The organism is Streptomyces sp. NRRL S-87 (genome assembly GCF_000719335.1).
GTDB lineage: Bacteria > Actinomycetota > Actinomycetes > Streptomycetales > Streptomycetaceae > Streptomyces.
Map to the genome: position 1 here is coordinate 1 of NZ_JOGB01000018.1, position 24,513 is coordinate 24,513.

At 76.2% G+C, this 24,513-nt stretch carries 20 protein-coding genes; 7 read left to right on the forward strand and 13 right to left on the reverse strand.

The window, feature by feature from the left end; all coding sequences use genetic code 11:
* Window positions 1-444 precede the first annotated feature (444 nt).
* Genes IF43_RS0113370 through IF43_RS0113385 form a run of 4 tightly spaced genes read right to left on the reverse strand, consistent with a single transcriptional unit; the run spans window position 445 to window position 4,822 of the window.
* Window positions 445-1,077 carry an ATP/GTP-binding protein gene (locus IF43_RS0113370; protein WP_030198975.1) on the reverse strand — a complete coding sequence of 211 codons (633 nt, stop codon included), beginning with the start codon at window positions 1,075-1,077 and terminating at the stop codon, window positions 445-447.
* Entirely contained in the window at window positions 1,058-1,444 is a 387-nt protein-coding gene (locus IF43_RS0113375; protein ID WP_030198980.1) for a DUF742 domain-containing protein, read from the reverse strand. Before IF43_RS0113375 ends, IF43_RS0113370 begins: the two co-directional genes overlap by 20 nt.
* 10 nt (window positions 1,445-1,454) lie before the next feature.
* Window positions 1,455-1,895, reverse strand: coding sequence for a roadblock/LC7 domain-containing protein (locus tag IF43_RS0113380; RefSeq protein ID WP_030198984.1), 441 nt, complete (start codon window positions 1,893-1,895; stop codon window positions 1,455-1,457).
* Window positions 1,892-4,822, reverse strand: a complete 2,931-nt coding sequence (locus tag IF43_RS0113385; RefSeq protein WP_078910133.1) for a nitrate- and nitrite sensing domain-containing protein — start codon at window positions 4,820-4,822, stop codon at window positions 1,892-1,894. Before IF43_RS0113385 ends, IF43_RS0113380 begins: the two co-directional genes overlap by 4 nt.
* Window positions 4,823-5,180: 358 nt before the next feature.
* Here IF43_RS0113385 and IF43_RS42655 point away from each other — a divergent pair, with 358 nt between their 5' ends.
* Window positions 5,181-5,732: a hypothetical protein gene (locus IF43_RS42655; protein WP_234332137.1), complete on the forward strand. Its 552-nt coding sequence runs from the start codon at window positions 5,181-5,183 to the stop codon at window positions 5,730-5,732.
* Window positions 5,733-5,829: 97 nt separating this feature from the next.
* Here IF43_RS42655 and IF43_RS0113395 read toward each other — a convergent pair whose 3' ends face one another.
* The 4 genes from IF43_RS0113395 to IF43_RS0113410 all read right to left on the reverse strand — a co-directional run bounded on the left by IF43_RS0113395 (window position 5,830) and on the right by IF43_RS0113410 (window position 13,203).
* Complete coding sequence (locus IF43_RS0113395; RefSeq protein ID WP_030198994.1) at window positions 5,830-10,470, reverse strand: hypothetical protein; 4,641 nt, start codon at window positions 10,468-10,470, stop codon at window positions 5,830-5,832.
* A gap of 131 nt (window positions 10,471-10,601) precedes the next feature.
* Window positions 10,602-11,507, reverse strand: a complete 906-nt coding sequence (locus tag IF43_RS0113400) for a hypothetical protein (protein ID WP_030198995.1) — start codon at window positions 11,505-11,507, stop codon at window positions 10,602-10,604.
* Window positions 11,504-11,701 (reverse strand): hypothetical protein, encoded by a 198-nt coding sequence (locus tag IF43_RS0113405; protein ID WP_030198997.1) that lies wholly within the window; start codon window positions 11,699-11,701, stop codon window positions 11,504-11,506. The genes IF43_RS0113400 and IF43_RS0113405 overlap by 4 nt, the downstream gene beginning before the upstream one ends.
* A complete protein-coding gene (locus tag IF43_RS0113410) occupies window positions 11,698-13,203 on the reverse strand; it encodes a membrane protein (RefSeq protein ID WP_030199001.1) in 1,506 nt (501 codons plus the stop codon). The genes IF43_RS0113405 and IF43_RS0113410 overlap by 4 nt, the downstream gene beginning before the upstream one ends.
* A 153-nt stretch (window positions 13,204-13,356) precedes the next feature.
* Between IF43_RS0113410 and IF43_RS0113415 the strand changes: the two genes are divergently transcribed.
* From IF43_RS0113415 to IF43_RS0113425, 3 genes are read left to right on the forward strand one after another with little or no spacing between them, the layout of a single operon-like run.
* A complete protein-coding gene (locus IF43_RS0113415; protein WP_030199005.1) occupies window positions 13,357-14,076 on the forward strand; it encodes a LamB/YcsF family protein in 720 nt (239 codons plus the stop codon).
* An 8-nt stretch (window positions 14,077-14,084) separates the two neighbouring features.
* Window positions 14,085-14,693 carry an allophanate hydrolase subunit 1 gene (locus IF43_RS0113420; protein WP_030199008.1) on the forward strand — a complete coding sequence of 203 codons (609 nt, stop codon included), beginning with the start codon at window positions 14,085-14,087 and terminating at the stop codon, window positions 14,691-14,693.
* Entirely contained in the window at window positions 14,690-15,730 is a 1,041-nt protein-coding gene (locus IF43_RS0113425; RefSeq protein ID WP_267884776.1) for a biotin-dependent carboxyltransferase family protein, read from the forward strand. The genes IF43_RS0113420 and IF43_RS0113425 overlap by 4 nt, the downstream gene beginning before the upstream one ends.
* A 79-nt stretch (window positions 15,731-15,809) precedes the next feature.
* On the opposite strand, the gene IF43_RS0113430 is transcribed toward IF43_RS0113425, so the two are convergent.
* The 4 genes from IF43_RS0113430 to IF43_RS0113445 all read right to left on the reverse strand — a co-directional run bounded on the left by IF43_RS0113430 (window position 15,810) and on the right by IF43_RS0113445 (window position 19,583).
* Window positions 15,810-16,931: a hypothetical protein gene (locus IF43_RS0113430; protein WP_030199015.1), complete on the reverse strand. Its 1,122-nt coding sequence runs from the start codon at window positions 16,929-16,931 to the stop codon at window positions 15,810-15,812.
* A gap of 82 nt (window positions 16,932-17,013) precedes the next feature.
* Complete coding sequence (locus IF43_RS36440; protein ID WP_037888404.1) at window positions 17,014-17,418, reverse strand: hypothetical protein; 405 nt, start codon at window positions 17,416-17,418, stop codon at window positions 17,014-17,016.
* Between the two features lie 73 nt (window positions 17,419-17,491).
* Window positions 17,492-18,901 (reverse strand): hypothetical protein, encoded by a 1,410-nt coding sequence (locus IF43_RS0113440; RefSeq protein WP_030199018.1) that lies wholly within the window; start codon window positions 18,899-18,901, stop codon window positions 17,492-17,494.
* Window positions 18,902-19,145: 244 nt separating this feature from the next.
* Complete coding sequence (locus tag IF43_RS0113445) at window positions 19,146-19,583, reverse strand: ankyrin repeat domain-containing protein (protein WP_030199020.1); 438 nt, start codon at window positions 19,581-19,583, stop codon at window positions 19,146-19,148.
* Between the two features lie 299 nt (window positions 19,584-19,882).
* Between IF43_RS0113445 and IF43_RS0113450 the strand changes: the two genes are divergently transcribed.
* Together IF43_RS0113450 and IF43_RS0113455 are read left to right on the forward strand one after the other, a co-directional pair.
* Complete coding sequence (locus tag IF43_RS0113450) at window positions 19,883-20,077, forward strand: hypothetical protein (RefSeq protein WP_030199023.1); 195 nt, start codon at window positions 19,883-19,885, stop codon at window positions 20,075-20,077.
* A gap of 91 nt (window positions 20,078-20,168) precedes the next feature.
* Window positions 20,169-21,761: a hypothetical protein gene (locus IF43_RS0113455; RefSeq protein ID WP_234332145.1), complete on the forward strand. Its 1,593-nt coding sequence runs from the start codon at window positions 20,169-20,171 to the stop codon at window positions 21,759-21,761.
* A 116-nt stretch (window positions 21,762-21,877) separates the two neighbouring features.
* Here the strand turns inward: IF43_RS0113455 and IF43_RS0113460 are convergent, their stop codons facing one another.
* Window positions 21,878-23,377 carry a PLP-dependent aminotransferase family protein gene (locus IF43_RS0113460; protein ID WP_030199028.1) on the reverse strand — a complete coding sequence of 500 codons (1,500 nt, stop codon included), beginning with the start codon at window positions 23,375-23,377 and terminating at the stop codon, window positions 21,878-21,880.
* A gap of 341 nt (window positions 23,378-23,718) precedes the next feature.
* Here IF43_RS0113460 and IF43_RS0113465 point away from each other — a divergent pair, with 341 nt between their 5' ends.
* Window positions 23,719-24,483: a glycerophosphodiester phosphodiesterase gene (locus IF43_RS0113465; protein WP_030199031.1), complete on the forward strand. Its 765-nt coding sequence runs from the start codon at window positions 23,719-23,721 to the stop codon at window positions 24,481-24,483.
* Window positions 24,484-24,513 lie beyond the last annotated feature (30 nt).

The window sequence follows — 24,513 nt, forward strand, 5'->3', positions numbered from 1 at the left end:
TGCCCCAGGGGTGGGCCTGCCGCAGGGCCTGCAGGCCGCCCCTGTCAAGCGCCGAGGGGACCCACACACCACGGGACCCACCCCCGAAGCGAGCCCACCCCGACACCGTCGGCCTCACACAATCCCGCCGACCCCGCCGCCCTTGCCCCACCACCAGGCCCACGGGTCCAACGGGTCCAACGGGTCCAACAGTCAGGGATCACATCACCCGCACCCGCACCCTCGCCCACCCGCGACACCCGCGACACCCGCGACACCCGCGACACCCGCACCCGCACCCTCACCCACCCGAGGGACGGGAAAACCCCACCCCGCGCGGACGCTTGACGCCCCCTCGCAGCAGGAGAACACTCCAGGAACCGCTCGCGGCCCGTACCCCAGTCGGCGGGGGTACGGGCCGCGGCCTTCACCTACGTTTCGCCTCAGGCGCGAGTCGTCCCAACCTCACGCAGGAGCCGGCTCCCGCCGGTTCCGCGCCAGCGCCAGGGCGTGCTCCACGACCCCCGCCAGCACCTCCTTGGCCGAGGACCGCTCGCGCGCGTCGCACAGCACCACCGGCACCTCGGGGTCGAGGTCCAGCGCCTCCCGGACGGTCTGCGCCGCGTGCCGCGCGGCCCCGTCGAAGCAGTTCACCGCCACCAGGAACGCGATCCCGCGCCGCTCGAAGTAGTCCACGGCGGCGAAGCAGTCCTCGAGCCGCCGGGTGTCCGCCAGCACCACCGCACCCAGCGCGCCCTGCGCGAGCTCGTCCCACAGGAACCAGAAGCGGTCCTGGCCCGGGGTGCCGAAGAGGTAGAGCACCAGGTCCTCGCGCAGCGTGATCCGCCCGAAGTCCATGGCCACGGTGGTGGTGGACTTGCCCTCCACGCCGTGGGTGTCGTCGACCGGGCGCCCGGCCTCCGAGAGGTCCTCCTCGGTGCGCAGCGGGCGGATCTCGCTGACGGCTCCCACCAGGGTGGTCTTGCCGACGCCGAAGCCGCCGGCGACCAGGATCTTCAGGGTCAGCGGCTCGACCGCCGCGGGGCCCGGCCGTCGGGCCGGGCCGTCGGCGGTGCGGCTAGAGCGCCCGAAGGCCATCGATCACCTCTCGGAGAATGGATTCGTCGGGCAGTTCCGCCGGCGGCACCGGACGGCTCACGTGGACCAGCTCGTCCTCGACGAGGTCGCCGATGAGCACCCTGATCACCCCGACGGGCAGGTCGAGTTCGGCCGCCAGTTCGGCGACCGACTGGGCCCTGGACCGGCAGAGCGCGAGGATGTCGGCGTGCTCCGGCGACAGGGTCTGCTCCCAGACCGGGTCCTCGGCGGCGGATTCCGCCACCACGAGGGCGATCAGGTCGAGCCTGTGCTGGTTGACGCCGCGCGTGCGGCCCCGGGTCATGGCGTACGGGCGGACGACGGGGCCCGCCTCGTCGTCGAACCAGTGGCGGCCTGGATCGGTCATGCCGTCCGCCTCACCCTCCGGCTGGTGCTCCGCCGCGCGGCGCGGTCGCCAGGTGGGCACCCACGCGCTTGACCATCAGGGTCATCTCGTACGCGACCTGGCCGACGTCCGAGTCGGCGTCCGACAGGACGGCCAGGCAGCTGCCGTCGCCGGCGGCGGTGACGAACAGGAAGGCGTCCTCGAGCTCGACGACGGTCTGGCGGACGGAGCCGGCCTCGAAGTGGCGGCCGACGCCCTTGGCGAGGCTGTGGAAGCCCGAGGCCACGGCGGCCAGGTGCTCGCTGTCCTCGCGGGTCAGGTCCCGGGAGGTCCCGGTGGGCAGTCCGTCACCGGAGAGGACCACCGCCTTGCGGATGCTGCCGACCTTGTCGACCAGCTCGTCGAGGAGCCAGTTGAGCTGGCCGGATCCCCGGCTCGCGGCGGTGTGCGCTGCGGTCTGCGGTGCGGTCATCGACCGTCCCCCTCCGATGTGCTGCGTGTGTTGCTGTCGGGTTCTGCGTGTTCTGCGCCGCGCTCGGGCCGCGGGCCCGGGGGCTGGGGAGAGTGCCGGCGGCCGGCCTGCCAGCCCCGCTGGAGGGCGGACATGCGGCTGCGCACCTCTTCGGCGTCGCGGTCGGCCACCGGGTCGGGCTTCCGCTCGGCCGGGGCGGGACCGTCCTTGAGCTGGGGGGCGAGGTTGGCCTGGCGGACCCGGCGGGGCAGGCCTCCGGGGCCCACCAGCGCGGGTGCGGGCGCGGGCGCGGGCGCGGGTGCCGGTGCGGGCGCCGCATCCGTACGGTCCGCCGGACCGGAGAGCGCACCGAAGCCCGGGCCGGAGTACCCGCCGGCCGCCGGGGCGCGGTCCGTACGCCGGCCGGCAGCCGGATCCCCGCCGCGGGCCGGCTCGCCACCAGCAGCCGGCTCCCTGCCCGCAGCCGGCTCCCCACCCCGGCCCGGAGTCGCGCCGGTCCCGGTCGTGGCCTCCGCGGCGTCCTCGCGCACGGCCACCAGCGTCGGCGTGCGCCGACGGCGCGGCAGCGGCAGCGGGGCGCCGGGGGCCGGGCGGCCACCCTCCCCGCGGGGCGTCTCCGACCTGGCACCCTCCGCGCGGCTCCCGTCCGTGCGGGCGGGCTCCAGGCGGGGGCCGTCGGCGCGATCGGCGTCCTCGCGGGCGCTCTCCAGCCGGACCGGACCGGTGGCGGGCCGGGCGGGACGGGCCGCGGGGGCGCCCGAGGAGGCGCGGGGCGCGCCGAGCAGGCCGCCGCGCGAGGGCGCGTCGTCGATGCCGGGGATGCCGTCCAGGGACGCGGCCCCGTCCAGGCCCAGCACGCTGAGCGGGGGCTCCAGCTCGACGGGGCCGTCGAGGACGGCCGAGCGTCCGGAGGCGGTGCCCGAGGTGCCCGGACGGCCCGCCGGGCCCAGTGCGGCGTGTCCGCCGCGGCCGCTGCCGACCGCCGGGCGCTCCGCCGGCTTCTCGAGCCGCAGGCCCACGCCGTTGGTGTCGGGTGCCTCGGTCAGCAGCGCCGCCGGGATGAGCACCACGGCGGTGGTGCCGCCGTACGGGGACGGCTGGAGGGAGACGCGCACCGAGTGGCGGCGGGCGAGCCGGCTGACCACGAACAGGCCCAGCCGGTCGGTGTCGGAGAGCTCGAACTCGGGGGTCTCGGCGAGGCGGAGGTTCGCGTCGAGGAGTGCCTCGGAGGTCATACCGAGGCCGCGGTCGTGGATCTCCAGGGTGAAGCCGTTGGCCACCCGCTCGCCGTGCACCTGCACTCCGGTGTGCGGGGGCGAGAACACCGTGGCGTTCTCGAGGAGTTCGGCGATGAGGTGGGTGAGGTCGGCGACGGCCGGGCCGGTGATGCCGAGCCGGGGAAGTCGGCGGACCTCGATGCGCTCGTAGTCCTCCACCTCGGCGACGGCGGCCCGGACCACGTCCATGAGCTGGACCGGCTTGCGCCACTGCCGGGAGGGCGCGGCGCCGGAGAGGATCACCAGGCCTTCGGCGTGCCGGCGCATGCGGGTGGTCATGTGGTCGAGGCGGAAGAGGTCGGCGAGCTCCTCGGCGTCCTCGGTGCGGCGCTCCATGGTGTCGAGCAGGGTGAGCTGGCGGTGCAGCAGCACCTGGTTGCGGCGGGCGAGGTTGACGAAGACCTCCGAGACGCCGCGGCGCATCTCGGCCTGCTTGACGGCGGCCTCCACGGCGGCCCGCTGGAGGGTGTTGAGGGCCTGGCCGACCTGGCCGACCTCGTCCTTCTCGTACTCCAGGCGCGGGGCCTCGGTCTCGACGTCGATCTGCTCGCCGGCGGCGAGCCGGCGCATGACGCTGGGCAGCCGGACGCCGGAGACCTCGTGCGCCTCCTTGCGCAGTCGGGACAGGTCGCGGACCAGGTCGCGGCCGATGCGTACGGACAGGACGACGGAGAAGAGCAGGGCGAGGAAGCCGAGGACGCCCGCGGCGGCCGCCTTGAGGACGACGCCCATGGCCAGGGGCTCGACCCGGCCCTGGTAGCGGTCGCCGGCGGCGGTGTCCATCGTGGCGAGGTCGGACAGCACGCGGGAGGCGAGCTCGTCCCAGTGGGCGGCCGTGATCGTGCGCGGGCGGTTGGTGGCGCCCTGCGCGATCAGGGCCTCCTCGGCGTCCCGCAGCGGGCGGGTGGCGGGGCTGAGCCAGTAGCCCTCGAAGCGCTCGCGCTCGTCGGCGGGGAGCGTGACGAGGTTGACGTCGTACAGCAGCCGCCGGTTGGCGATCAGGTCGGAGATCGTGCGGGTGTCCTGGCGTGTGACCCGGCGGGCGGCGAGCGCGGCGGCGATCACGGCGTCCTGGCGCGAGAGGGTCTCGCGGGCGCGGGTGATGCCGACCAGGGCGCGGCCCTGCTTGTCCATCTCCACGTCGTCGAGGCCGTGGAGGTTCATCAGGAAGGTGTAGCAGGGGTCGACGAGCCGGTTGTAGAGCTCGAGCGCCTGGTCGGGGTCGAGTTCGGTGCGGTCGACGGAGCGGCGCAGGGCGTCGATGCCGTCGAAGGCCTCGAAGATCGAGTGGAGTTGGTCCAGGGTCTCGGAGGGCAGCTCTTCCTGGACCTCCGGGTCGCGGGAGTCCTGACGGATCCTGGCGACCATGCGGTCGGTCTCGGTGCGGCGGCGGGCCAGTTCGGTGATCGACTGCGCGGCGCGCGGGTCGCCGAGCAGGACCAGGGTCTGGCGGCGCTCCTTCTGGACGACGCGTACGACGTCCTCGATGGGGTAGCCGACCTTCTGGATGACGGGCCCCACCTCGAGGAGTTGGACCGCCTCGAGGCCGGTGATGACGGTGGTGAACCCCCACAGGGCGGTGAGCGAGACGAGCGGCACGAGCAGCAGCGCCACGATCTTCCGGCGGATGGTTCTCCCGCGAAAGCGCATGGCCTCCCCCAGCTCAACCCCCGTGTCCGGGGTAGGTGTTCCGTCAATAAACGGCGTGAGCCTACTACTGCCCCGTGACCAACTCGAAGGCGTGTCCGGACGTTTTCGGCCGCCCCCCTGGATGAAGATCACCAGTTGTCGGATACTTCCGGTCAGGAGCGGACCGAAATGTGTGAGATGACACTTGGTGGGACGTCAGTTCCCCAGGTGGGACGGATGGCTGGAATCATTCGTTCCGCGACGAAAAGAAGGGGGGTTCCGGGGCAACCCCAGCGGCTGTCGTTCGTCTATCTGTTCAGGAGCGGCCCGGGGAGCCGCGAGGTGGGGAGTTGAACGACCATGCAGAGTGAGAACGACCATGAGTGACACCGACACGGCGACGCAGGCGCCGGACGCGACGGACGCGAAGGACGCGAAGGACACCGCGAACACTAAGGACACCGCGGACACGACGGAGAACGGCTACGGCCGCTACGAGGCCTACGGCTACGTCTCGGGGGCGGACTTCGGCTACGGCTACCGGTCGGGCCCCGAGGCCCCGCAGGTGCGGCAGTTGTGGGCCGAGGAGCCCAAGGCGCGGCGCAGGATGCCGGACCCCGTCCGCGAGTCCGCCGTCCGGGCCGTCCTGCTCATATCGGTGGCGCTGATCCTCGGGTCCGTGACCGTGCTCTTCAGCGTCACCGGTTCGTGGCTGGCGTTCCCGGTCATGATGGCCGCGATCGCGGCCACCGTCGTGGCCACCTGGGGGGTCGCGGACGTGTGGGTGACGCGGCAGATGTGGAACCAGCGCTACGGCGTCCTGTCCGAGCCCAGCAGCTCGGCGCGCCGGTCGCGGCGCGAGCGGCGCCGGGCCCGCAAGGCGGCCAAGGCCGCGGAGCGGGCGGGCGGCGGCCTGCTCAAGGAGGCCTGACCGCCGCACCCGTCCCCGCGTGCCCCCGTCCTCACGTGCCCGGACGTCCGGGGATGCGGGCACGCGGGCACGCTGGGTGCGGGCCCCCGTCCGGCCGCTACTCCGCCGGCACCGGAGTGCGGCGGAACATGCGGGTGGCCGTGATCTCTCCGTGGATCGTCTCGCCCTCGGCCGCCTGCTGCGGCAGGCCCGGCCGCAGGTGCTCCTCGACGCTGATGTACTTCAGGCCCGCGCGGAGGTCGGCGTCGTTGCGGAGCCTGATGACCAGGGGGAACTCCGCCAGCGCCGTGGTGTCGAACAGACCCGTGGTGTAGAGCAGCTGCACGCCCAGCGCGTCCGACACCGCCCGCTGCAGCTCCAGCAGGTACGTGGCGTTGGCGCGGCCGATCGGGTTGTCGAGGAAGAGCGTGCCCGCGTGCCGGTGCCGGTCGCGGCCCCGGTCGTTGCTGCGCAGGGCGGCCATCGTGCAGTAGAGCGCGATGGCCGCGGTCAGCAGCTGGCCGCCGGAGAACACGTCGCCCATCTGCCCGACCGGGACGCGCTCGGCGCGCAGCACGGCGTCCGGCTTGAGGATCTCGACGGCGATCCCGCGCGGCTGCAGCGCGGCGTGGACACCGCGCAGCAGCAGGGACATGCCGTCGCGCCGGCCCTCGCCGAACGCCGCGTTCTTCTTGACCGCCGAGCGGGTGGCGTCGTCGATGACCTCGCCGAGCCGCTCGGTGAGGGCGGCCTGGTCGGGCTCCTCGAACCGGATGCGCAGGAACTCCTGGCCCGACCACTCCCCCAGGCCCTCCGGGAGCTGGGAGAGCCGCTGGGCGGAGCGCAGGGTGGCCAGGGAGGACTCCACCAGGCCGCGCAGCCGGTCGACGATCGAGTCGCGGTTGCGCTCCAGCTGCTCCAATTCGTCGGTGAGCACGCGCAGCCGCGGGGCGAAGGCCGCCGCCCAGGCCGCCGCGTGGTCGGGCAGGGTGGCGACGGGCAGTTCGCGGATCTGCTGGCGGGCGGGGGTGCGCACCTGCTCGTAGCGGGTGGCGTTGGCGTGCCGCACGAGTACGTCGCTCGCCTCGCGCACGGCGGCCTCGGCGGCCGACAGGTCGGCGGTGCAGCCGCGCAGCGAGCGGCGGGCCTCGGCGGCCGACTGGCGGGCCTCGGTGAGGCTGCCCGGGTACGGGCCGCCCTCCGCCTCGTCCTCGTCGGCCTGCTGGTGGTCGCGGAGCAGGTCGCGCAGGAGGGCGGCGGTCTCGTCGAAGCCGCCGGCGCCGTCCTCGGCGGAGCGGTGGGCGGTCAGCAGTTCGGCGTGCGCGGCGCGGGCGCTCTCGACGGCGGCGGAGTGCGCGGCCAGCTGGGCGCTGGCGGCCCGCAGCATGGCCTGGGCCTGCTCGACGTCGGCCGGGATCCGGTCCTCGGCCAGCTCGGTGTGGCACTCTCCGTCGGCCGGGGCGAGCCGTTCGGCCTCGCCGCGCAGCCGGCCCAGCTGCTCGCTGGCGGCCGAGGTGCGCGACTCCAGCATCTGGACGAGCTGCTCGGCCCGGGCCGCGGCGGCCTGGCGGGACGGGCCGTCGGCGCCGTCGGTGCCCTCCAGGAGCTGGGCGGCGCGGGTCCGGACCTTGTTGGTGAGCCGGTCGAGCTCGGCGAGGGCGGCGCTCTCGTCGCTCTCGGCACGGGCCTGCTCGGCGCGCAGGTCGGCGCCGACGCCGACCTTCTCGTAGACCTGGGAGGCGGCCCGGTAGGCCTCGCGGAGGGCGGGCAGCGCGGCGCGCGGGGCCTCGCCCTCGGGCAGCGGGTCGGGGGCACCGGCGATCTCGGCGCGTTCGGCGCGCAGGGCGCGGGAGGTGCGGCGCGCGTCGTCGGCGGCGCGCTGGGCGGCGCGGCGGTCCTCGTCGGCGGCCCGGGCCCGGTCCAGGCAGGCCTCGGCGCGGGCCTCGGACTCGGCGGCCTCGTCGGCGAGCTCGCGGACCCTGGCCTGCCAGCCGGCCCGCTCGCGCAGCCGGTAGGCGAGGCCGGCCAGGGCGTCGGCGGCCCGGCGGGCGCGCTGGGCGACGTCCTGGCGCTCGTCGCGCACCCGGACGGCGTCGGCGGCGACCTCGTCGGCCTCGGCGCGGGCGGTGCGGGTCTCGGCGAGACGGGCGGCGGCCTCCTCGGCGGCCGCACGGGCGGTGGTGGCGGCCGCGGCCAGGTCGGCGAGACGGCCGGGCGGGCAGCCGGTGCGCCAGGAGCCGAGGCGGGCCGCCAGGGCCCGGTCGCCGGCCAGCCGGGCGGCGAGCTCGCGGATCTCCGCGTCGCGCTCGGTGGCGCGGGCGCGCAGCGCCTGGCGCTCCTCGTCGGCGGCGAACTCGTCGTGCATGGCCGGGTTCGGCGGTACGAGGAACACGCCCGTGTCCGTCGTGTCGGCGGGCGGTACCGGCGCGAGCAGAGCCGCCGCCGTACCGACGGCGACGGCCGAGCGGGGCAGCAGGGCGGCGGCGGCGAGCACCTCGCGGGCGCGGGCGTGGCTGTCGGGGTCGGTGATGACGACGCCGTCGACGAGCTCGGGGCGGGCCGCGAGCACGGCGGCGTGGTCGGCCGGGTCGACGGACTGGGCGAGGTAGCGCCAGCCGGGCAGGGCCGGGATGCCGTGCTCGCCGAGGTACTCGACGGTGGCCAGTACGTCGGGGCCGGGCGGGAGCAGGCCGCCGTCGCCGAGGGCGCCGAGGATGCGGGCGTCGTCGGCGGCGGCCGTGCGCAGGTCGAAGAGCTGGCGCTCGGCGGCCTGGACGCCGGTGTCGAGGAGGTGCTGGAGGTCGTCGGCACTGCGGTCGAGGTCCTCGGCGCTCAGACCGCGGGGTTCCCCGCCGGGGTCCGCGGGCGCGTCCTGGGCGGCGCGGGGGCCGGGGACGGCGGGGCGGGCGGCGGCCCCCGGCAGGCCCAGCAGGGCCGCCAGGCGGGGGTCCTCGCCGATCGAGGCGGCGGCCCGGCGCTCGGCCTCGTACGCGGCCTCGGCGCCGTCCGCTGCGTCGGCGGCGCGGGCGGCGGCCAGCTCGGCGCGGGACTCGGCTGCGGTGGCCTCGCGGGCGGCGTCGGTGGCGCTCCGGGCGGCCTCGCGGGCCGCGTCCCAGGCGGCGACCGCGGTCTTCTCGGCGTCGCTGGCGGCCAGTGCGGCGCGGGCCGGGTCGGCGTCGGGGGCGGAGTCGTCGAGCCAGCCGGCGCGGACGGCCTCGGCGGTCTCCTGCTCGACCTCGGCGAGCCGCTGGCGCAGGTGCTCGGATTCGCTGCGGGCCTTCTGGGCGGCGGTCGCGGCGGCGGTGGCGTCGCGGTGGGCGGCCTCGCCGGCGGCCTGGAGGCCGGCGGAGCGCTCCTCCTCCTCGTTGGCGACCCGCTCGCCTGCCTCGGCGGCGGCGTGGAGGGCCCGTACGAGGTCGGCGGCGGCGGTGGCGCGGGCGGCCAGGGCCGGGGCGGCGTCCCGCTCGGCCTCCTGGATCGCGGCGGAGACGCGGGCGGAGCGGTCGGCGGCCGCGCGGTGGCGCAGGACGGCCTCGGCGGCCTGCCAGGCGGCGTACAGGGTGCGGGCGTCGGCGAGTTCGCGGCGCTGGGCGGCGGCGGCCTTCTCGGCCACGCCGAGGGCCAGCGAGGCGTGCCGGTAGGCGAGCTCGGCGGCGACCAGCGAGCTGCGGCCCCGGGCGGACTCGGCCTCGGTGACCTGGTGGGCGGCGGCGGTGACGGCCTGGGCGAGCTCGGCGGCCCGGCCGCGCTCCTCGGCGGCGCGGGCGGACAGCCGGCGGGCGAGGGTGCGGGTGCGGCGCTCGGCACCGGCGTGCACGTCGCGGGTGCGGCCGCGCTTCTCGGCTGCCTCGGCGATGCGGGTGAGCAGGTCGAGGGAGCCGGCGGTGAAGTCCCGCTCCGCCATGAGCTCGGCGCGCCGGCCCAGCTTGTTGCCGAAGCCGTGCACCAGGTCGGCGAGGCCGTCGGTGTCGCGGGTGTCGGTGACGGCGCGCAGCAGCAGGTCGGTGAAGTCGGAGTCCTTCTTGACCGCGAAGAGGCCGGCGGCCTCGCCCTCGTCCGCGTTCATCTCGCGCTGGTAGCGGAAGAGCTCGGGGTCCAGGCCGAGCTCGCCGAGGTGCTCGTTCCAGCGGTCGTGGATCTCCTCCCAGTACACGTCGAGGTGCGGGTACGCCTTGCCCGCCTCGGTGATCGCGTCGCGGAAGCCCTTCATCGTGCGGCGGCGGCCCTGGGCGCCGGAGGCGCCCTCGACGGGCGGGCGCACGGCGGTGGACTCGGCGACGGGGAGGTTGTCCAGGCTCAGGCCGGGGCCGGGGCGGAAGGAGTACCAGGCCTCGGCGAACTTGCGGGGGTCGTTGGAGACCTGGCGGCCGCGCCACTCGCTGACCTTGCCGACGACCACGCACTCGCCGGTCTGGGTGTGCTGCCACTCCAGCGCGACGTGCCCGCAGTCGTCGGCGAGCAGGAACTTGCGGAGCACGCCGGAGCTGGCGCCGCCGAGGGTGTTGCGGTGGCCGGGCAGCATGACCGAGAAGATCAGCTTGAGGAGGACGGACTTGCCGCCGCCGTTCTCCAGGAAGAGGACGCCCGCGGGCGCCGGGCGGCGCGGCGGGCCGGTCGGCTCGTCCTCGAAGAACTCCGCCTGGGTGGGGGCCGGGTTCGGCACCGGCTCGCCGACTCCGCGCAGGTCGAGCACGGTGTCGGCGTAGCGCGCGCCGGCGGGCCCGATGGAGTAGAGGCGGATCCGGGACAGCTCGTACATGGCGGCGGACTCTCGTGGTGTCTGGTGCGGTGGTGGCGGTCGGGGCCCCGGCGGGGCCGGGTGCGTACGGTCGTACGGAGCGGCCCCGGGCCGCGTACGGCCCGGTCGGGGCGTACGGGAGCGGCTCGGCGTCAGGCGTGGAACGGCAGTCCGGCGTCGGCGGCCAGCTCCAGGTCGTCGCCCTCGGGCGGCGGCAGCAGGGTGGCGGTGCCGTCGGTGACCGGGACCACGCCCAGTTCGATCAGCTCGGCCAGTGCGGCGCTGCCGGCCATGTCGCGGACCTGGAGCTGGTAGCGGGGGGTGGTGCGGTAGGTGCCGCCCGCGTCGTCGCCGGTGCGCTGCAGGAAGCCGGAGTCGGTCAGGAAGGCCACGGCCTTGCCGACGATGCCGGTGGTGGAGCCGGCCAGGCGGCGGGCGTCCTTGGTGGCGCCGGTCGCGCTGCGGCGGGCGTAGACGCGCCAGGCGGCCTCCAGGCCGGGGGCGCCGGTGGCGGGGTCGGTGTTCTCGCCCAGTTCCTCGGCGCGCTCCTCCAGGCGGCGGCAGGCCTGGCGGACGAAGCCGTCCACGCCGTTGACCGTGACCCGGCCGATGTAGCCGTCGTCGGCGAGGTCCTCGGGCCGGGGGAAGGCCAGGGCGGCCACGGCCAGGTGGGCCAGGCCGTGCAGGAAGCGGTCGCCGCCGTCGGCGGCGGTGCGGCGGGCGTAGTCGCCCATGCGGACGGCGAAGACGGAGTCCTCGCCGGCGGCCACGGCCATGCCCGCGCGCGGGGAGACCTCCAGCACGACCAGGCCGAGGCCGGTGGCGACGGCGTCGGCGAGGCGCGCGAAGGCCGGGTCCTCGCGGTAGCGGCGCAGCAGCTCGGCGTATTCGGCGTCGCGGGCGGGCAGGAGCTTGGGCTGGAGTCCGAAGGCCACGAGGCGGGCCGCGTCGGCGGCGTCGGCGGGGGTCACCGCAGGGGTCCCGGCAGAGGACGCGGCCGGCGCCTGCGACGGCTCGGGCTCGCTCCACGCGGGGTACTCGGCGTGGTGGTCGCTCACGGGCGGGACTCCTTGGCGGTGCGGGCAGTGCCGGGGGTGCGGGTGGGGCGGGTGACGCGGGTGGTGTGGGTGCTGAGGGTGCTGTGGGTGTGGTGGTGGCTGCCGGTGGGGCGGGGGCGGCCGGGTGGGGCGGGTGCCGGGACGACGGGTGCGGCGGGTGCGGCGGGTGCCGGAACGACGGGTGCGGCGGTCACGCGGCCTCCGTCCGGTCGGCGGCCATCCCCGCCGCGTCCAGGAGGGCCGTGCCCACGATCAGGTCGGCGCCGCCGAACTCGGGGTCGTCCAGCTCCGTCCCGTCGTCGACGGCGAACAGCAGCCGCTCCTCGCCCTGCCGGTAGGCCGTGCCCACCGCCGGGCTGGCCGCGTGCACGGCGAGCAGGGCCACCAGGTACGGCAGGTCGGGGTCGGTGCGGCGGGCCTCGGCCAGCAGGCCGGACAGCCGCCGCGGCGCGTCGTGCGGCAGGTCCAGCAGCTCCATGGCCGCGGCCAGCTGCTCCTCGCTGAAGCGGCTGTCGTCCGGGGTGGCGATCAGGTCCGGCTCGGGCATCTCGGCGCCGAGGTGCTCGCGCTCCAGCGGGGGCGTGAGCAGTATCTCGACCAGGTCCGCGACCCGTACGGACACGGGCGTGCGCAGGCCGGTCCCGCGGGCGAAGAACGCGTCGGTGACCCGGGTGGCCTGTGCGAGCGGCAGCGGCAGGGTGGGGGCGACGAGCTGGCCGTACAGGTCGATGCCTGCGGTCGGGGCCGGGGCGGCGAAGGCCTGCCGGTCCTGCTCGGCGCGGAACAGCGGGCCGGCCTCCAGGAGGCGGGACTGCAGCTGCGTGTGGCGGCGGATGCAGTCCTTGACGATGTCGACCAGTTCGGCGGCGCGCCGCTTGTGCTCGGGGTCCTCGGCCTCGTCGCGGGCCTTGCGGATGTTGGTGAGGATCGCGTTCTCGTGCCGGTAGCGGTCCGCCACGTGCTCCAGCGCCTCGGCGATCATGTCCGGTACGGACTGCAGCCAGTCCACGGCGCGGACGTTGCGCCGGGTCGCGTCGAGGGTCTTGCGCAGCGTCTCGGCGTACTGGACCGTCCGGTAGCGGGCCTGCTCGGCGGCGAGCTGGGCGTCCGCGAGCCGGCCGCGGCTGATCAGCACCTCAAGCTTGACCTCGGCGGCGATCTGGGCGCTGGTGACGTCCGTGTCGAGGGCGCCGACCAGCACGTTGACGGCCTCGTCGGTGGTGCGCAGGTACACCGTGCCGCCGTAGCCGGGGACCTCTTCGAGGAGCTTGAAGTCGTAGTCGCGGCGCACGTAGACCCCGTCGGGGCCGAAGGTGCCGTAGACGGCGCGGAAGCCGCGGTCCACGCTGCCGACGTTGATCAGGTTCTCCAGGACCCAGCGCGCCACGCGCTCGTGCTCGGCGGCGGGGCGCCGCGGGGCCTGGGCGGCGACCCGGGGCAGCAGCCTGGCCACTATCTGCTCGTGGTCGGCGCCGGTGTCGAAGTCCATGTTGAGCGTGACCAGGTCGATCGCCGCGAGGGCGACCTCCGCCATGGCGTAGACCGTGTACTCGCCGGCCAGGTTGGCCTTGCGCGCGTCGAGGTCGTGCAGGGGGGCGGTGCAGGCGAGCGCGCGCAGCCGCCGGGCCAGGCCCTCGTCGGCGGCCGGGCCCGGTGCCGGGGACGGAAGGGTCTTCACCGGGGCGGGGAGAGTCACGACGGAAAGAGTAGGCGCTCCCCCCGACAACGACCCAAACGGCGTGGTTCGACCCGATCCTCCCCGGGTGCGGGGATGCGGGGCGGGGGCCTGTCCTACGCTCACGGCATGGCTTCCATGATCGCACCGGACGCGGCGGCGCCGGACACGTCGGTGATCGACCTCAACGCGGACCTCGGCGAGGGCTTCGGGCGCTGGACCCTGACCGACGACGAGGCGCTGCTCTCGGTGGTCAGCAGCGCCAACGTGGCCTGCGGTTTCCACGCCGGGGACCCCTCGACGATGCGGCGGGTGTGCGAGCTGGCGGTGGCCCGCGGGGTGCGGATCGGCGCCCAGGTGTCGTACCGGGACCTGGCCGGTTTCGGGCGCCGGGCGATGGAGGTGCCCGCGCGCGAGCTGGCGGACGAGGTGGCGTACCAGATCGGCGCGCTGGAGGTGTTCGCGCGGGCGGCCGGGGCCGCTGTGGCGTACGTCAAGCCGCACGGCGCCCTGTACAACCGGACCGTGCACGACGTCGAGCAGGCGGCGGCCGTGGTCGAGGGGGTGCGGCTGGCGGCCGGTACCGGGCTGCCGGTGCTCGGACTGCCCGGTTCGCGGCTGCTGCGGGCGGCCGGGGAGGCGGGGATGCGCGCGGTCCCGGAGTGCTTCGCGGACCGCGCGTACACGGCGGAGGGCACGCTGGTGCCCCGTTCGGAGCCGGGCGCGGTGCTGCACGAGCCGGCCGCGGTGATCGCCCAGGCGCTGGCCCTCGCGGGCGCGCGCGCGGGGCGGTCGCTGTGCCTGCACGGGGACACGCCGGGGGCCGCGGAGCTCGCGGCCCGGGTCCGGGCGGCCCTGGAGGGGGCCGGGATCAGGATCGGGGCCTTCGCGTGAGCGTGCGCATGCGCGTGCTGCCGGTGGGCCGGGAAGCGCTGCTGGTCGAGGTGGACTCGGCGGCGGAGGTGGCCGCGGTGCACGCGGAGCTGCTGCGCCGGCGGGCGGCGGGCGAGCTGGGGGGCGTACGGGAGATCGTGCCGGCGGCGCGGACCGTGCTGCTGGACGGGGTGCGGGACGCGGCGGGGCTGGCCGCGCGGCTGCCGGGCTGGGAGGTTCCGGACCTGGCCCCGGCCACGGGACCGGAGGTGGTGGTCCCGGTGCGGTACGACGGCCCGGACCTGGCCGAGGTGGCCGCGCTGTGGGGCGCGCCGGTGCCGGAGGTCATGGCGTCGGTGGAGTTCCGGGTGGCGTTCTGCGGCTTCGCGCCGGGGTTCGGCTACCTGACGGGCCTGCCGGAACGGTTCCACGTGCCGCGCCGGGCCACGCCCCGGACGGCGGTGCCGGCCGGGTCGGTGGCCCTGGCGGGCGAGTTCGCGGGGGTGTACCCGCGCTCGTCGCCGGGCGGCTGGCAGCTGGTCGGGACGACGGACGCGGTGCTGTGGGACCCGGACCGCGACCCGGCGGCGCTCTTCGCACCGGGGACGCGGGTGCGGTTCGCGGAGGCGGACGGATGAGCGGGGGCGGACGGATGCGCGGGGGCGGACGGATGCGCGGGGGCGCGGTGCGGCCGGAGGGCGTGGGGGCCGACGCAGAGGCGGTGGAGCCCGTGGGGGCCGACGCGGAGGCGGCGAAGGCCATGGCGGCGGACGAGGGGGCGGAGACGGAGGCCGTGGCGGCCGAGGCGGAGACGGGGGCGGAGGCCGTGGAGCTGGAGGTCGTGCGGCCGGGGGCGCTGACCACCGTGCAGGACCTGGGCCGCCCCGGGTACGCGCACGTCGGCGTGCCGCACTCGGGCGCGCTGGACCTCCCGGCGCTCACGCTGGCGAACCGGCTGCTCGGCAACCCCGACGGGGCGGCCGGCCTGGAGACCACCGTGGACGGCGTCGCGCTGCGCGCCGACGCCCCGGTCACCGTCGCGGTGACGGGCGCCCCGTGCCCGGTGCTCGTCGCGGGCCGGCCGGCCCCCTGGGGCGCACCGGTACGGGTGCCCGCGGGCGCGGTGCTGGAGGTGGGCCGGGCGGTGGCGGGCCTGCGGACGTACGTGGCGGTGCGCGGCGGGCTGGCGGTGCCGGCCGTGCTCGGCAGCCGGTCCACGGACCTGCTCTCGGGGCTGGGCCCCGCCCCGCTCGCCGCCGGGGTGCGGCTGCCGGTCGGACCGGCGCCGGCCGCTCCGGTGGCGGGTGCGGACGTCGTACGGACGCCCGCGCCGCCCGCGGAGCTGGTGCTGCCGGTGCGGCCGGGGCCGCGGGACGACTGGTTCCGGGCGGGGGCGTTGTTCGGCGCGCGCTACCGGGTGGCCCCGGCGAGCAACCGGATCGGACTGCGGACGGAGGGCGGGCCGCGCCTGACGCGCGTGCGCGAGGGCGAACTCCCGAGCGAGGGCATGGTCCTGGGGGCGGTCCAGGTCCCGCCGGACGGGCTCCCGGTCGTCTTCCTGGCCGACCACCCGGTGACCGGCGGCTACCCGGTCATCGGGGTCGTCCCACCCCCCGCCCTGGCGCTCGCGGCCCAGGCCCGCCCGGGCACGCCCGTGGTCTTCGTCCCGGGCTGACCGGGGAGCCGGTTGCGTGAGGGGCGGACGCGACCGTCGCCGCCCTGAGGCGATGCGTCCGGCGGCGCGCGTCCAGGCCCTAGAAGAGGCCCGCGTACTCGGCCCTCATGAGGGCGTCGAAGATCGTGCGCAGCCACGGGCTGCGGACGTCCGGCAGCCGGGCCAGCGTGTGCCCGAGCACGCGCCCGTCCGCCCGGAAGAGGTGCAGCGGATGCGGGGCGGGCGGATCGAAGTCGTCGCGCAGGACGCCGTGGGGCAGGCCTCCGGAGGCGGGCAGGAGCAGGTCCCGCTCGGGTGAGACGAGCCACCGCCACACTCCGAACGGCAAGGGCACGGGATACGTCGTCGGGCCGGGCGGGGCCCAGGCCCGGCCCGTCTGCGGGTGGACGGGGACCAGGGCGATGTCGGCGTCCTGGTCCGGGGCCGGCCGCTCCGGCCCGGCCAGGACGGCGCGCCGCGGCCGCGGGCCGGCCGGCAGCAGGGTGTCGAGGGCGCGCTGGAACATCTCGCCGGCCAGACCGTCGGGGACGATGACCGGCCGTCCCTCCGAGGCGGCCAGCAGGTGGGCGAGCGCCCGGCCGGCCGCCGCCTCCCACCGCGGGCTCCAGGACCAGTAGTGGTCCGACCAGTGGCCGGCCCGCTGGCGCGCGCCCCACGTGGTGACGGGCTCGAACGGGGGCGTGCCGTCCTCTTCCGCCATCAGCTCCTCCCAGGGGCGCGGTGCGGCATGGCCCCCGCCGACGGGGAGGCGGCGCACCGCGTCCGGAGCGAACCACGTCGCCTGCCAGAGCGAGCAGTCGTCGATCCGGCTCGCCACGGGAACGCCGCACTCCGCGCAGGCGGTGTTGGGGCCGCCGGCGCCGTCGAGGCCGCAGCAGTTGCCGGAGCCGCGGTTCTCCGGGAGCAGCACGGTGCCGCGGGTGTCGCCCGGGGCGACGACGATCGCGCCCGGCGGGCCGTCGGAGACGCGGTGGACCGGAGCGTGGATGCCCCGGGCGGCCGCCTCTTCCGGAGGGACCTCGGACCACGACCGCCACGGCGGTCCCCACGGCTCCGGGTCCACCGCGAACGTGCCCGGGTCCATGAGGACCGGGAGCTGGATCCCGTTCCCGTACGACTGGCGGGCGTGGACGGGCAGGGCGACCTCGGACAGCGGAGCGGTCAGCTCGGCGCCGCACCCCGCGCACACGAAAACGAACACATGTCCTCCGCTGGGAAACAGAGGCATGATCGCAGCTCGGGGGCTGCGGCCCCACCGATTTCCGGCGGCAGCCCGACGGCGGTCAGCGGTCGCCCGCGGGCGGGCCGGCGGGTCTCGCCGGACGCGGGAGCGGTCGGCGCCAGTCGCCGAGTTCCGAGACGAGGATGCCGCGGGCCAGGGTGCGTATCTCGTCCCACGCCGGGTCGGTGGTCAGGGCGTCGGACCACGGGGCCGCGCGGTCCGCGGCGGCGAGCCCGCCCAGGGTGCGGCGGACGGCCCGGAGCCCGCGCAGGGCCTCGGGCTCGAACAGCCCGCGGTCCGCGAGCTCCTCGCAGACGCGGCAGAACAGTTCCGCCTCTTCGGCCAGGGCGCCCGTGTCCAGCGCGCGCCCGCCCAGCCAGGCGAGCTGGTCCCGGCGGTCGGCCGCCAGGACGGCCATGAGGGTGAGGGTCATGTCGCGCTCGCGCGAGCCGCCGGGTCCGTTCATGCGGCCAGGATCGCACCCGGCCCCCGACCGCCTGCGCGGGGTCGGGGGCCGGGAGGTGCTGACGGGCTCCGGGTTACAGGGCCGGGTCGGGGGTGATGCGGCTGCGGACGGCGGACTGGACGTCCTCCTCCTCCGCCGGATCGGCGGCCAGGCGGCGCAGCCGGTCGACGACGCGGACGTCGCCGGTCTCGGCGTACCGGGCGGCCAGCTCGCGCGTGGACTCCTCGCAGTCCCACAGGCACTCGACCGCGAAGCCCGCGGCGAAGCGGGGGTCCGTGGCGGAGAGCGCCGCGGCGGCGCGGCCGCGCAGGTGGGAGGAGGCCGTCTCGCGGTAGACGTGCCGCAGGACGGGGGCCGCACAGGCGATCTCGAGGCGGCCGGCCCCGTCGACCAGCGGCCACAGGGCGGCGGAGTCGGGCCCGTCGCCGCGTACGGCGTCCCGGAGGGCGCCCAGGACCAGTGGGGCGTCGGCGAGGTCGCCGCGGTCGGCGAGCATCCGGCCGGCGGCGGCGCCCAGCGCGTCCTGCCGGTGCACCCAGGTGCGGGCCCGGTCGACGGCGAGCGGGGTCAGCATGCGCTCGTACGCCGCGACCGCCGCCTCGTCGTCGGCCGCAGCCTCGATCAGGTCGAGCACCGCCGGGTTCTCCGGTTCGGCCACGACCAGGTGGTGCAGGGCGGTGGCCCGGGCGGCCTCGGGGCCCGAGACGGCCGCGGCCAGGATCTCCGGCCGGTCCTCGGGCGTGGCCACGGCGGCCAGGCAGCGGGCGGCCGGCACGTGCAGCGGGGTACCCCGCCGCAGGCCCTCCTCGGCCCAGTCGAGCACGGCCCGTACGCTCCAGCCCGGGCGCGGCCCGGACGGGGAGAGCTGGCGCTGCCAGCGGTCGAAGCTGCCCTGCTCGCGGGCGGCCGCGAGGCGGGCCCGGTAGGTGGGGAGCTCCTCCCACAGCCGCCAGGGCCGGGGCTCGTACGCGTCGCGCACCGCCGTCGCCAGTCGAGCCTCGCCGTCAGGGGTGGCGGGGAAGCGGCGCATGACGGAGGGGCCGAGGCCGCGCAGGCCGGCGTCGTCGTCGCGGACGGCGAGCTCGTCGAGGGCCCAGGACCAGTTCGCGCCGGTCGCGGCGTAGCGCCGCAGCAGCATGAGCGCGTCGTCGCGACCGTAGGACGCGAGGTGGCCCAGGACGGACAGGGCGAGGCCGGTGCGGTTCTCGTCCGGGTCCTCGTCCTGGTCGAGCAGGTCCTCGGCGCTGAACAGGTGGGCCTCGATCTCGGTGAGCGGGCCGTTGAGGTCCAGGTACAGGCGTGCGTAGTAGAGGGAGCGGTTCTCGACCTGCCAGTCGCGGCGGGGGTCGCGCAGCACGCAGTGGTTCAGCGCGGCGAGCGCCTCCGGGCGCGGTGCCGCGAGCGCGTGCAGGGTCCCGTCGCCGCGGCCCCTCTGAAGGAGGCCGAGCAGGGTTCCGCTTGGCGCTATGACTGGTTCGAACATGGGAATGGCCTCAAATCAAGCTGGGGACGCAACCGGGAAACGGGGTTCACGTGGCCGCGTAACAGCATGTCGAGGCGCCCGCAGTCGTCTTCCGCTTGATGTAGACCATCACCTTCAGCCTTTCGTCAGTGTCCGGAGCTTCCCCCCGTGATGTCGGGCGATGTCCCGATCCGACGCCATGATGACCCAGCCGGTTTGCGCGCCGCGACCACATTTACGGCCTCCCCTGCGGCGCGGCCGCCGATCAAGCGCCCTGCGAGTCCCCTGCCGCCCCGAAGAGCTCCAGCAGGTCGGCCTTGCCGAACATGCGGGCCGTGTCGACGGCGGAGGGCGTGCCCGCGTCCGGGTCGGCGCCGCCGGCGAGGAGGGCGCGGATGACGTCCGTCTCACCCTTGAAGACGGCTCCGGCGAGCGGGGTCTGGCCCCGGTCGTTGGCCCGGTCGGCCTCGGCGCCGCGGGCCAGCAGGGCGGTGACGGCCTCGGCGTGGCCGTGGTAGGCGGCGAGCATCACGAGGGTGTCGCCGCGGTCGTTGGTGAGGTTCGCCGGCACGCCCGCGTCGATGTAGGCGCCGAGCGTCGCGGCGTCTCCCTGCCGCGCCAGATCGAAGATCTTGGTGGCCAGTTCGACCACGTCGGCGTCGGGGGTCTCCGGGTTGTCCGCGCGCTCCGGGGTCCCGCTCATCTGACGTACCGCCTTTCCACCGCTCCCGGCAGGGCTGCCGGCTTGAGTCTCCCCAGGCCGGGCGGGCCGTGGGGGGTACGGCACTGGGTCCGTACGAGTGAATCGACAGGGTACTGCCCCTGCGCGGACACGGCGGGTACCGCCCCGGAATGCCCCCGAAGCCGCCCTGCCCGCCACCCGAACGCGCCCAGTCAAGTGAAATCCACCGCAATTCACCCGTATGCACCTTTTATCGCATAGATACTTCCTGTGAGCCTGGAACAACTGATGGTGACTGTCCCCACCTACCAGGAGAACCCATGGTCCTGAACATCTCGGGCGTCGTACTGCTCGGCATCATCTGCTTCCTCTTCTTCCGCAAGGACGGGATGAAGCTGTCGCACGCGTTCGTCGCCGCGCTCTTCGGCTTCTTCCTCGCGGGCTCCGCCATCGCCCCCAGCATCACGGCCAGCACCGCGAGCATCGCCTCACTGCTGGGGGGCATCAAGCTCTGATCCCCCCGGTCGAGTCCTGACCCCCTCCCCGGCCGCCGCTGGACGGCGTCCGGTACGCACGACACGCAAGAGACAACTCCAGGAGACGCCCGTGGCCCGGCGACCACTTCCCCGCATCCTCAGCAGCGGCAGCGCTTCGCTGGCCAGGAGCCGGCAGTTCGCGCGCACGGCCGCCGACAGTGCCACGGACGTCTTCCATCCGCTCCTCACCATCGGACGCGGCCTGCGCGTCCTGGCCGCCACCGGGCGGCGCAGGTGGGCCGACACCCCCAAGGACAGGCGCGGTCCCACGCTCTTCCTGGTGGCGGCCTGCCTGCTGGCGGTCGTACTCGTCCCGTACGGTCCGCTGCTGGCCGTCGGCGCCGTCACGGTCGCGGCCGCCTGGCACGGCCGGGACCGCACGCCGCCCAGGAGCGGGCCGTCCGACGCCGAGACCGAACGCCTCGCGGGGCTCTACGAAGCCCTCGTCCCCTACTTCGCCGTCCCCGAGGACCCCGCCCCGCTCTTCACGCACGGCGGCGCCTGGGACAAGGCCCTCAGCGGGTACGCCTTCGACGAGGCCGGCCGGCTGACCACGCTGCGGATCCGCTACCCGGCGTACTTCACCGACGGCGAGGCCGCGTCGCGGGCCCGCATCGAGCAGTTGCTGCACGCCAAGTCCGGGCGCGGCCGCGAGTACCTCTTCGCCTGGGACGAGGAGGCCAACCAGCTCGACATGAGCGTGCTGCCCGCCCTGCCGACGGAGATCCCGGCCCAGCCGTTCGTCACCGCACCCGGTGAGGTGGTCCTCGGCTTCACCGACACGAGCGTGGTGCAGCGCACCCTGCCGGTGACCCACGACGGCCGGCCGCGCGACGTGCCGGCGGTGCTGTGGCGCACCGGCGGACGGGCGACCGAACCCCACCTCCTGGCCGTGGGCCAGCCCGGCAGCGGCACCTCGACGCTGGTCCGCTCCCTCGCCCTGCAGGCGCTGCGGCAGGGCGACGTGCTGATCGTGGACGGCGGCGGGGCCGGGGAGTACGCGTGCCTGGTGGGCCGCGCGGGCGTCCTGGCCGTGGAGTGCGGGCTGGCGGGCGGGCTGGCCACGCTGGAGTGGGCCGCGCACGAGACGGAGCGGCGGCTGATCGCCGCGAACCGGGCCCTGCAGGCGGGCCGGCCGGCCCCCGACGACACCCGGCGGCCGCTGTGGATCCTGCTCGACCGGCCGAGCGTCCTCGGCCACCTCGCGCACGCCGAGGGCCGGCCCGACCCACTGGCGCTGCTCCAGGTCCCGCTGCGGCACGGCCGGTCGGCCACGGTGACGGTGGTGGTCGCCGAGCAGTTCGAGAACCTGGAGCTGCTCACCGACGGCGTCTTCGCCCACACCCGGGCCCGGGTCGTCCTCGGCCCGGCCTCGGCGTCGCAGATCGCGGGCGTCCTCGGGGCGCCGCCGAGCACCACCCCGACGGCGGTGATGCCGCCCGGGCGCGGGTACGCGCGCCTGGGCATGGGCCCGGTCCACCGGCTGCAGGTGCCGGCGACCCCGGACCCGTACGACGACGCCACCTCGCCGACGCAGCGGCAGGCGGTGCTCGACCTGCTGCCGGCCCACCGCACCGCCGACCACGGGGGCGGGGACATGGTCCCCGGCGGCCGCTCCGTCGCCGCCGCGGAGGCTGCCGAGGTCAGCACGGTCAAGGACTAGCCGCCCCGGTAGCCGCCCCGGGCGTCCGGCCGTGATCCGCCGGACACCCGGGGCCGCGGGCCCGCCGGGCCGCCCCCCACGGGCCGGACCCGGCCCCGGGGCGGGCCCGCGGGCCGTCAGGCCACGAAGGTGCGCAGGGCCTCCGCCGTGCCCGGGGCCGCCGTGTCGAGCATCCGGCCGGCCGTCGCCAGCCGGGCGGCGGCCTCGTCGGCGACCGGGCCGCCCACGGTGAACGGCAGCCGCACGTACCCCTCGAAGGCGCCGTCGACACCGAACCGCGGTCCGGACGGCACCCGGACCCCGACCCGCTCCCCCACTTCGGCCAGCCGCGAGCCGGACAGCCCGCCGGCCCGGGCCCAGAGGGTCAGGCCGCCGCGCGGCACCTCGAACTCCCAGTCCGGCAGCTCCCGGCGGACCGCCGCCACCAGGGCGTCGCGGTTGTCGCGGGCCTGTACCCGGCGCAGCTCCACCGCCTGCTCCCAGCCGCCCGTGCGCATGAGCCAGTTGACCGCGAGCTGCTCCAGGACGGGGGTGCCGAGGTCGGCGTACGCGCGGGCGGCGACCAGGCTGCGGATCACGTCGGGGGCGGCCCGGACCCAGCCGATCCGCATGCCGGCCCAGAAGGCCTTGCTGGCGGAGCCGACGGTGATGACGCTGCTGCCGGCCGGGTCGAAGGAGCAGACCGGGCGGGGCATCTCCAGGTCGTCCTCGAGGTGCAGTTCGATCATCGTCTCGTCGACGACCAGGACCGTGCCGGCGGAGCGGGCCGCCTCGACGAGGGCGCGCCGCTGCTCCTCGTCGGCCAGGGCGCCGGTCGGGTTGTGGAAGTCGGCCACCACGTACGCCAGCCGCGGCGCGGCGTCGCGCAGCACCTGGCGCCACACCGGCAGGTCCCAGCCGCCGAGCCCGTCGGTCATGGCCACCGGCACCAGGCGCGCCCCGGCGGCCCGCATCAGCTGGAGGATGTTGGCGTACGAGGGCGACTCGACGGCGATCCGCTCGCCGCGCCCGGCGAAGAGGTGGCAGATGGCGTCCATGGCGCCCATCGCCCCGGTGGTGACCATGATCTGCTCGGGCATGGTGGGGATGCCGCGCGCGGTGTAGCGCTCGGCGAGCATGCGGCGCAGCGCGGGCAGTCCGGCGGGGTAGTCGCCGTGGGTGTGCGCGTACGGCGGCAGTTCCTCCAGCGCACCCTGGACGGCCCGGGTCAGCCAGGGCTCGGGGGCGGGGAGGGCGGCGCAGCCGAGGTCGATGAGGGAGCCCAGGGACTCGGGCGGCAGGGGTTCGAGGCCGCGGGCGGGCAGCGGGTTGCCGGCGGGCACGGAGGTCCAGCTGCCGGCGCCGCGGCGGGACTCGAGGAACCCCTCGCCGCGCAGGGCCTCGTACGCGGCGGCGACGGTGGTCCGGCTGACCGACAGGGCGGCGGCCAGCTCGCGCTCGGCGGGCAGCCGGGCGGCGACGGGGACCCGGCCCTCGAGGACGAGCAGCCGGATGCCGTCCGCCAGGGCGCGGTAGGCGGGCGGCCTGCGGGCGCCGCCGGCGGCCGGGACGGGCTGCTGGGAGCTGATCAGCCGGGCGAGCTGGGTCGCGCCGACGGCGGAGGTCCACTGGGCCATGTCGTCCGGTCCACCTTCACTGGATTGGCCGTCTGGTCCGGGTGGGACGGCCGCTTTGGACCGCTTCCCGGGGGTCCAGGGTGCCATGTGGCCTGCCCGCGGCACCAGAGGGGTTCTTGCGGGGGCGTCCAGGCCCCGCCGCGTCCAGGCCCCGCCCGGGTCGGCCCCGCCCGGGGCCGCCGGAGGCGGGTCCGTCCGCCGGGGCGCGGATCCGTCCGCCGGGGCGCGGATCCGTCCGCCGGGCGCGGGCGGTCCCGCCGGGGCCAAGGTTCACCGTCCGGCCATCCGCCCGCGCCCTGCCCGGTCGGCCCCCGGTCCGGGCGGGCGTGCATACTGCCGCCGTGACGCACGTACGCCATCCGTATCTGGACCACCCCGCCCCGATCCCCTTCGCCCACCGGGGCGGGGCGGCGGACGGGCTGGAGAACACCGCCGCCGCCTTCCGGCGCGCCGCCGACGCGGGCTACCGGTACTTCGAGACCGACGTCCACGCGACCGCCGACGGCAAACTGGTCGCCTTCCACGACTCCACCCTCGACCGGGTCACGGACGCCACCGGGCGGATCGCGCAGCTGCCCTGGAGCGAGGTGAGCCGGGCGCGCGTGGGGGGCGCGGAACCGCTGCCGCTGTTCGAGGACCTGGTCGAGGAGTTCCCCGACGCCCGCTGGAACATCGACGTCAAGGACGAGTCGGCGCTGCTCCCGCTGGTGAACCACATCGCGCGGGCGCGCCTGTGGGACCGGGTGTGCGTGGGCTCGTTCTCCGAGCGGCGGGTGGCCCGGGCGCAGCGGCTGGCCGGGCCGCGGCTGGCCACCTCGTACGGGATGTCGGGCGTCGTCGGCCTGCGGCTGCGTTCGTACGCGATCCCGGCGGCGCTGCGCGTGGGAGCGGTGGCGGCACAGGTCCCCGAGGTGCAGGCGGGCATCCGCGTGGTCGACCGCCGGTTCGTGCGGACGGCCCACGAGCGGGGCCTGCAGGTCCACGTGTGGACCGTGAACGAACCGCAACGTATGGAGGCTCTCCTCGACCTGGGTGTCGATGGCATCATGACCGACCGGATCGACATCTTGCGCACGGTGCTGGACCAGCGCGGAGCCTGGGCCTGACCTGCCAGGACCGCCGGTAACACCTTCCCG

Excerpts from the sequence above, each read along its gene's own strand:
- IF43_RS0113445 (WP_030199020.1), bottom strand. The coding sequence starts at position 19,583 with ATGAGCGGGACCCCGGAGCGCGCGGACAACCCGGAGACCCCCGACGCC.
- IF43_RS0113425 (WP_267884776.1), top strand. The coding sequence starts at position 14,690 with ATGAGCGGGGGCGGACGGATGCGCGGGGGCGGACGGATGCGCGGGGGC.
- IF43_RS0113420 (WP_030199008.1), top strand. The coding sequence starts at position 14,085 with ATGCGCGTGCTGCCGGTGGGCCGGGAAGCGCTGCTGGTCGAGGTGGAC.
- IF43_RS0113385 (WP_078910133.1), bottom strand. The coding sequence starts at position 4,822 with ATGCGCTTTCGCGGGAGAACCATCCGCCGGAAGATCGTGGCGCTGCTG.
- IF43_RS0113375 (WP_030198980.1), bottom strand. The coding sequence starts at position 1,444 with ATGACCGATCCAGGCCGCCACTGGTTCGACGACGAGGCGGGCCCCGTC.
- IF43_RS0113440 (WP_030199018.1), bottom strand. The coding sequence starts at position 18,901 with ATGTTCGAACCAGTCATAGCGCCAAGCGGAACCCTGCTCGGCCTCCTT.
- IF43_RS0113380 (WP_030198984.1), bottom strand. The coding sequence starts at position 1,895 with ATGACCGCACCGCAGACCGCAGCGCACACCGCCGCGAGCCGGGGATCC.
- IF43_RS36440 (WP_037888404.1), bottom strand. The coding sequence starts at position 17,418 with ATGAACGGACCCGGCGGCTCGCGCGAGCGCGACATGACCCTCACCCTC.
- IF43_RS0113370 (WP_030198975.1), bottom strand. The coding sequence starts at position 1,077 with ATGGCCTTCGGGCGCTCTAGCCGCACCGCCGACGGCCCGGCCCGACGG.
- IF43_RS0113450 (WP_030199023.1), top strand. The coding sequence starts at position 19,883 with ATGGTCCTGAACATCTCGGGCGTCGTACTGCTCGGCATCATCTGCTTC.
- IF43_RS42655 (WP_234332137.1), top strand. The coding sequence starts at position 5,181 with ATGAGTGACACCGACACGGCGACGCAGGCGCCGGACGCGACGGACGCG.
- IF43_RS0113395 (WP_030198994.1), bottom strand. The coding sequence starts at position 10,470 with ATGTACGAGCTGTCCCGGATCCGCCTCTACTCCATCGGGCCCGCCGGC.
- IF43_RS0113460 (WP_030199028.1), bottom strand. The coding sequence starts at position 23,377 with ATGGCCCAGTGGACCTCCGCCGTCGGCGCGACCCAGCTCGCCCGGCTG.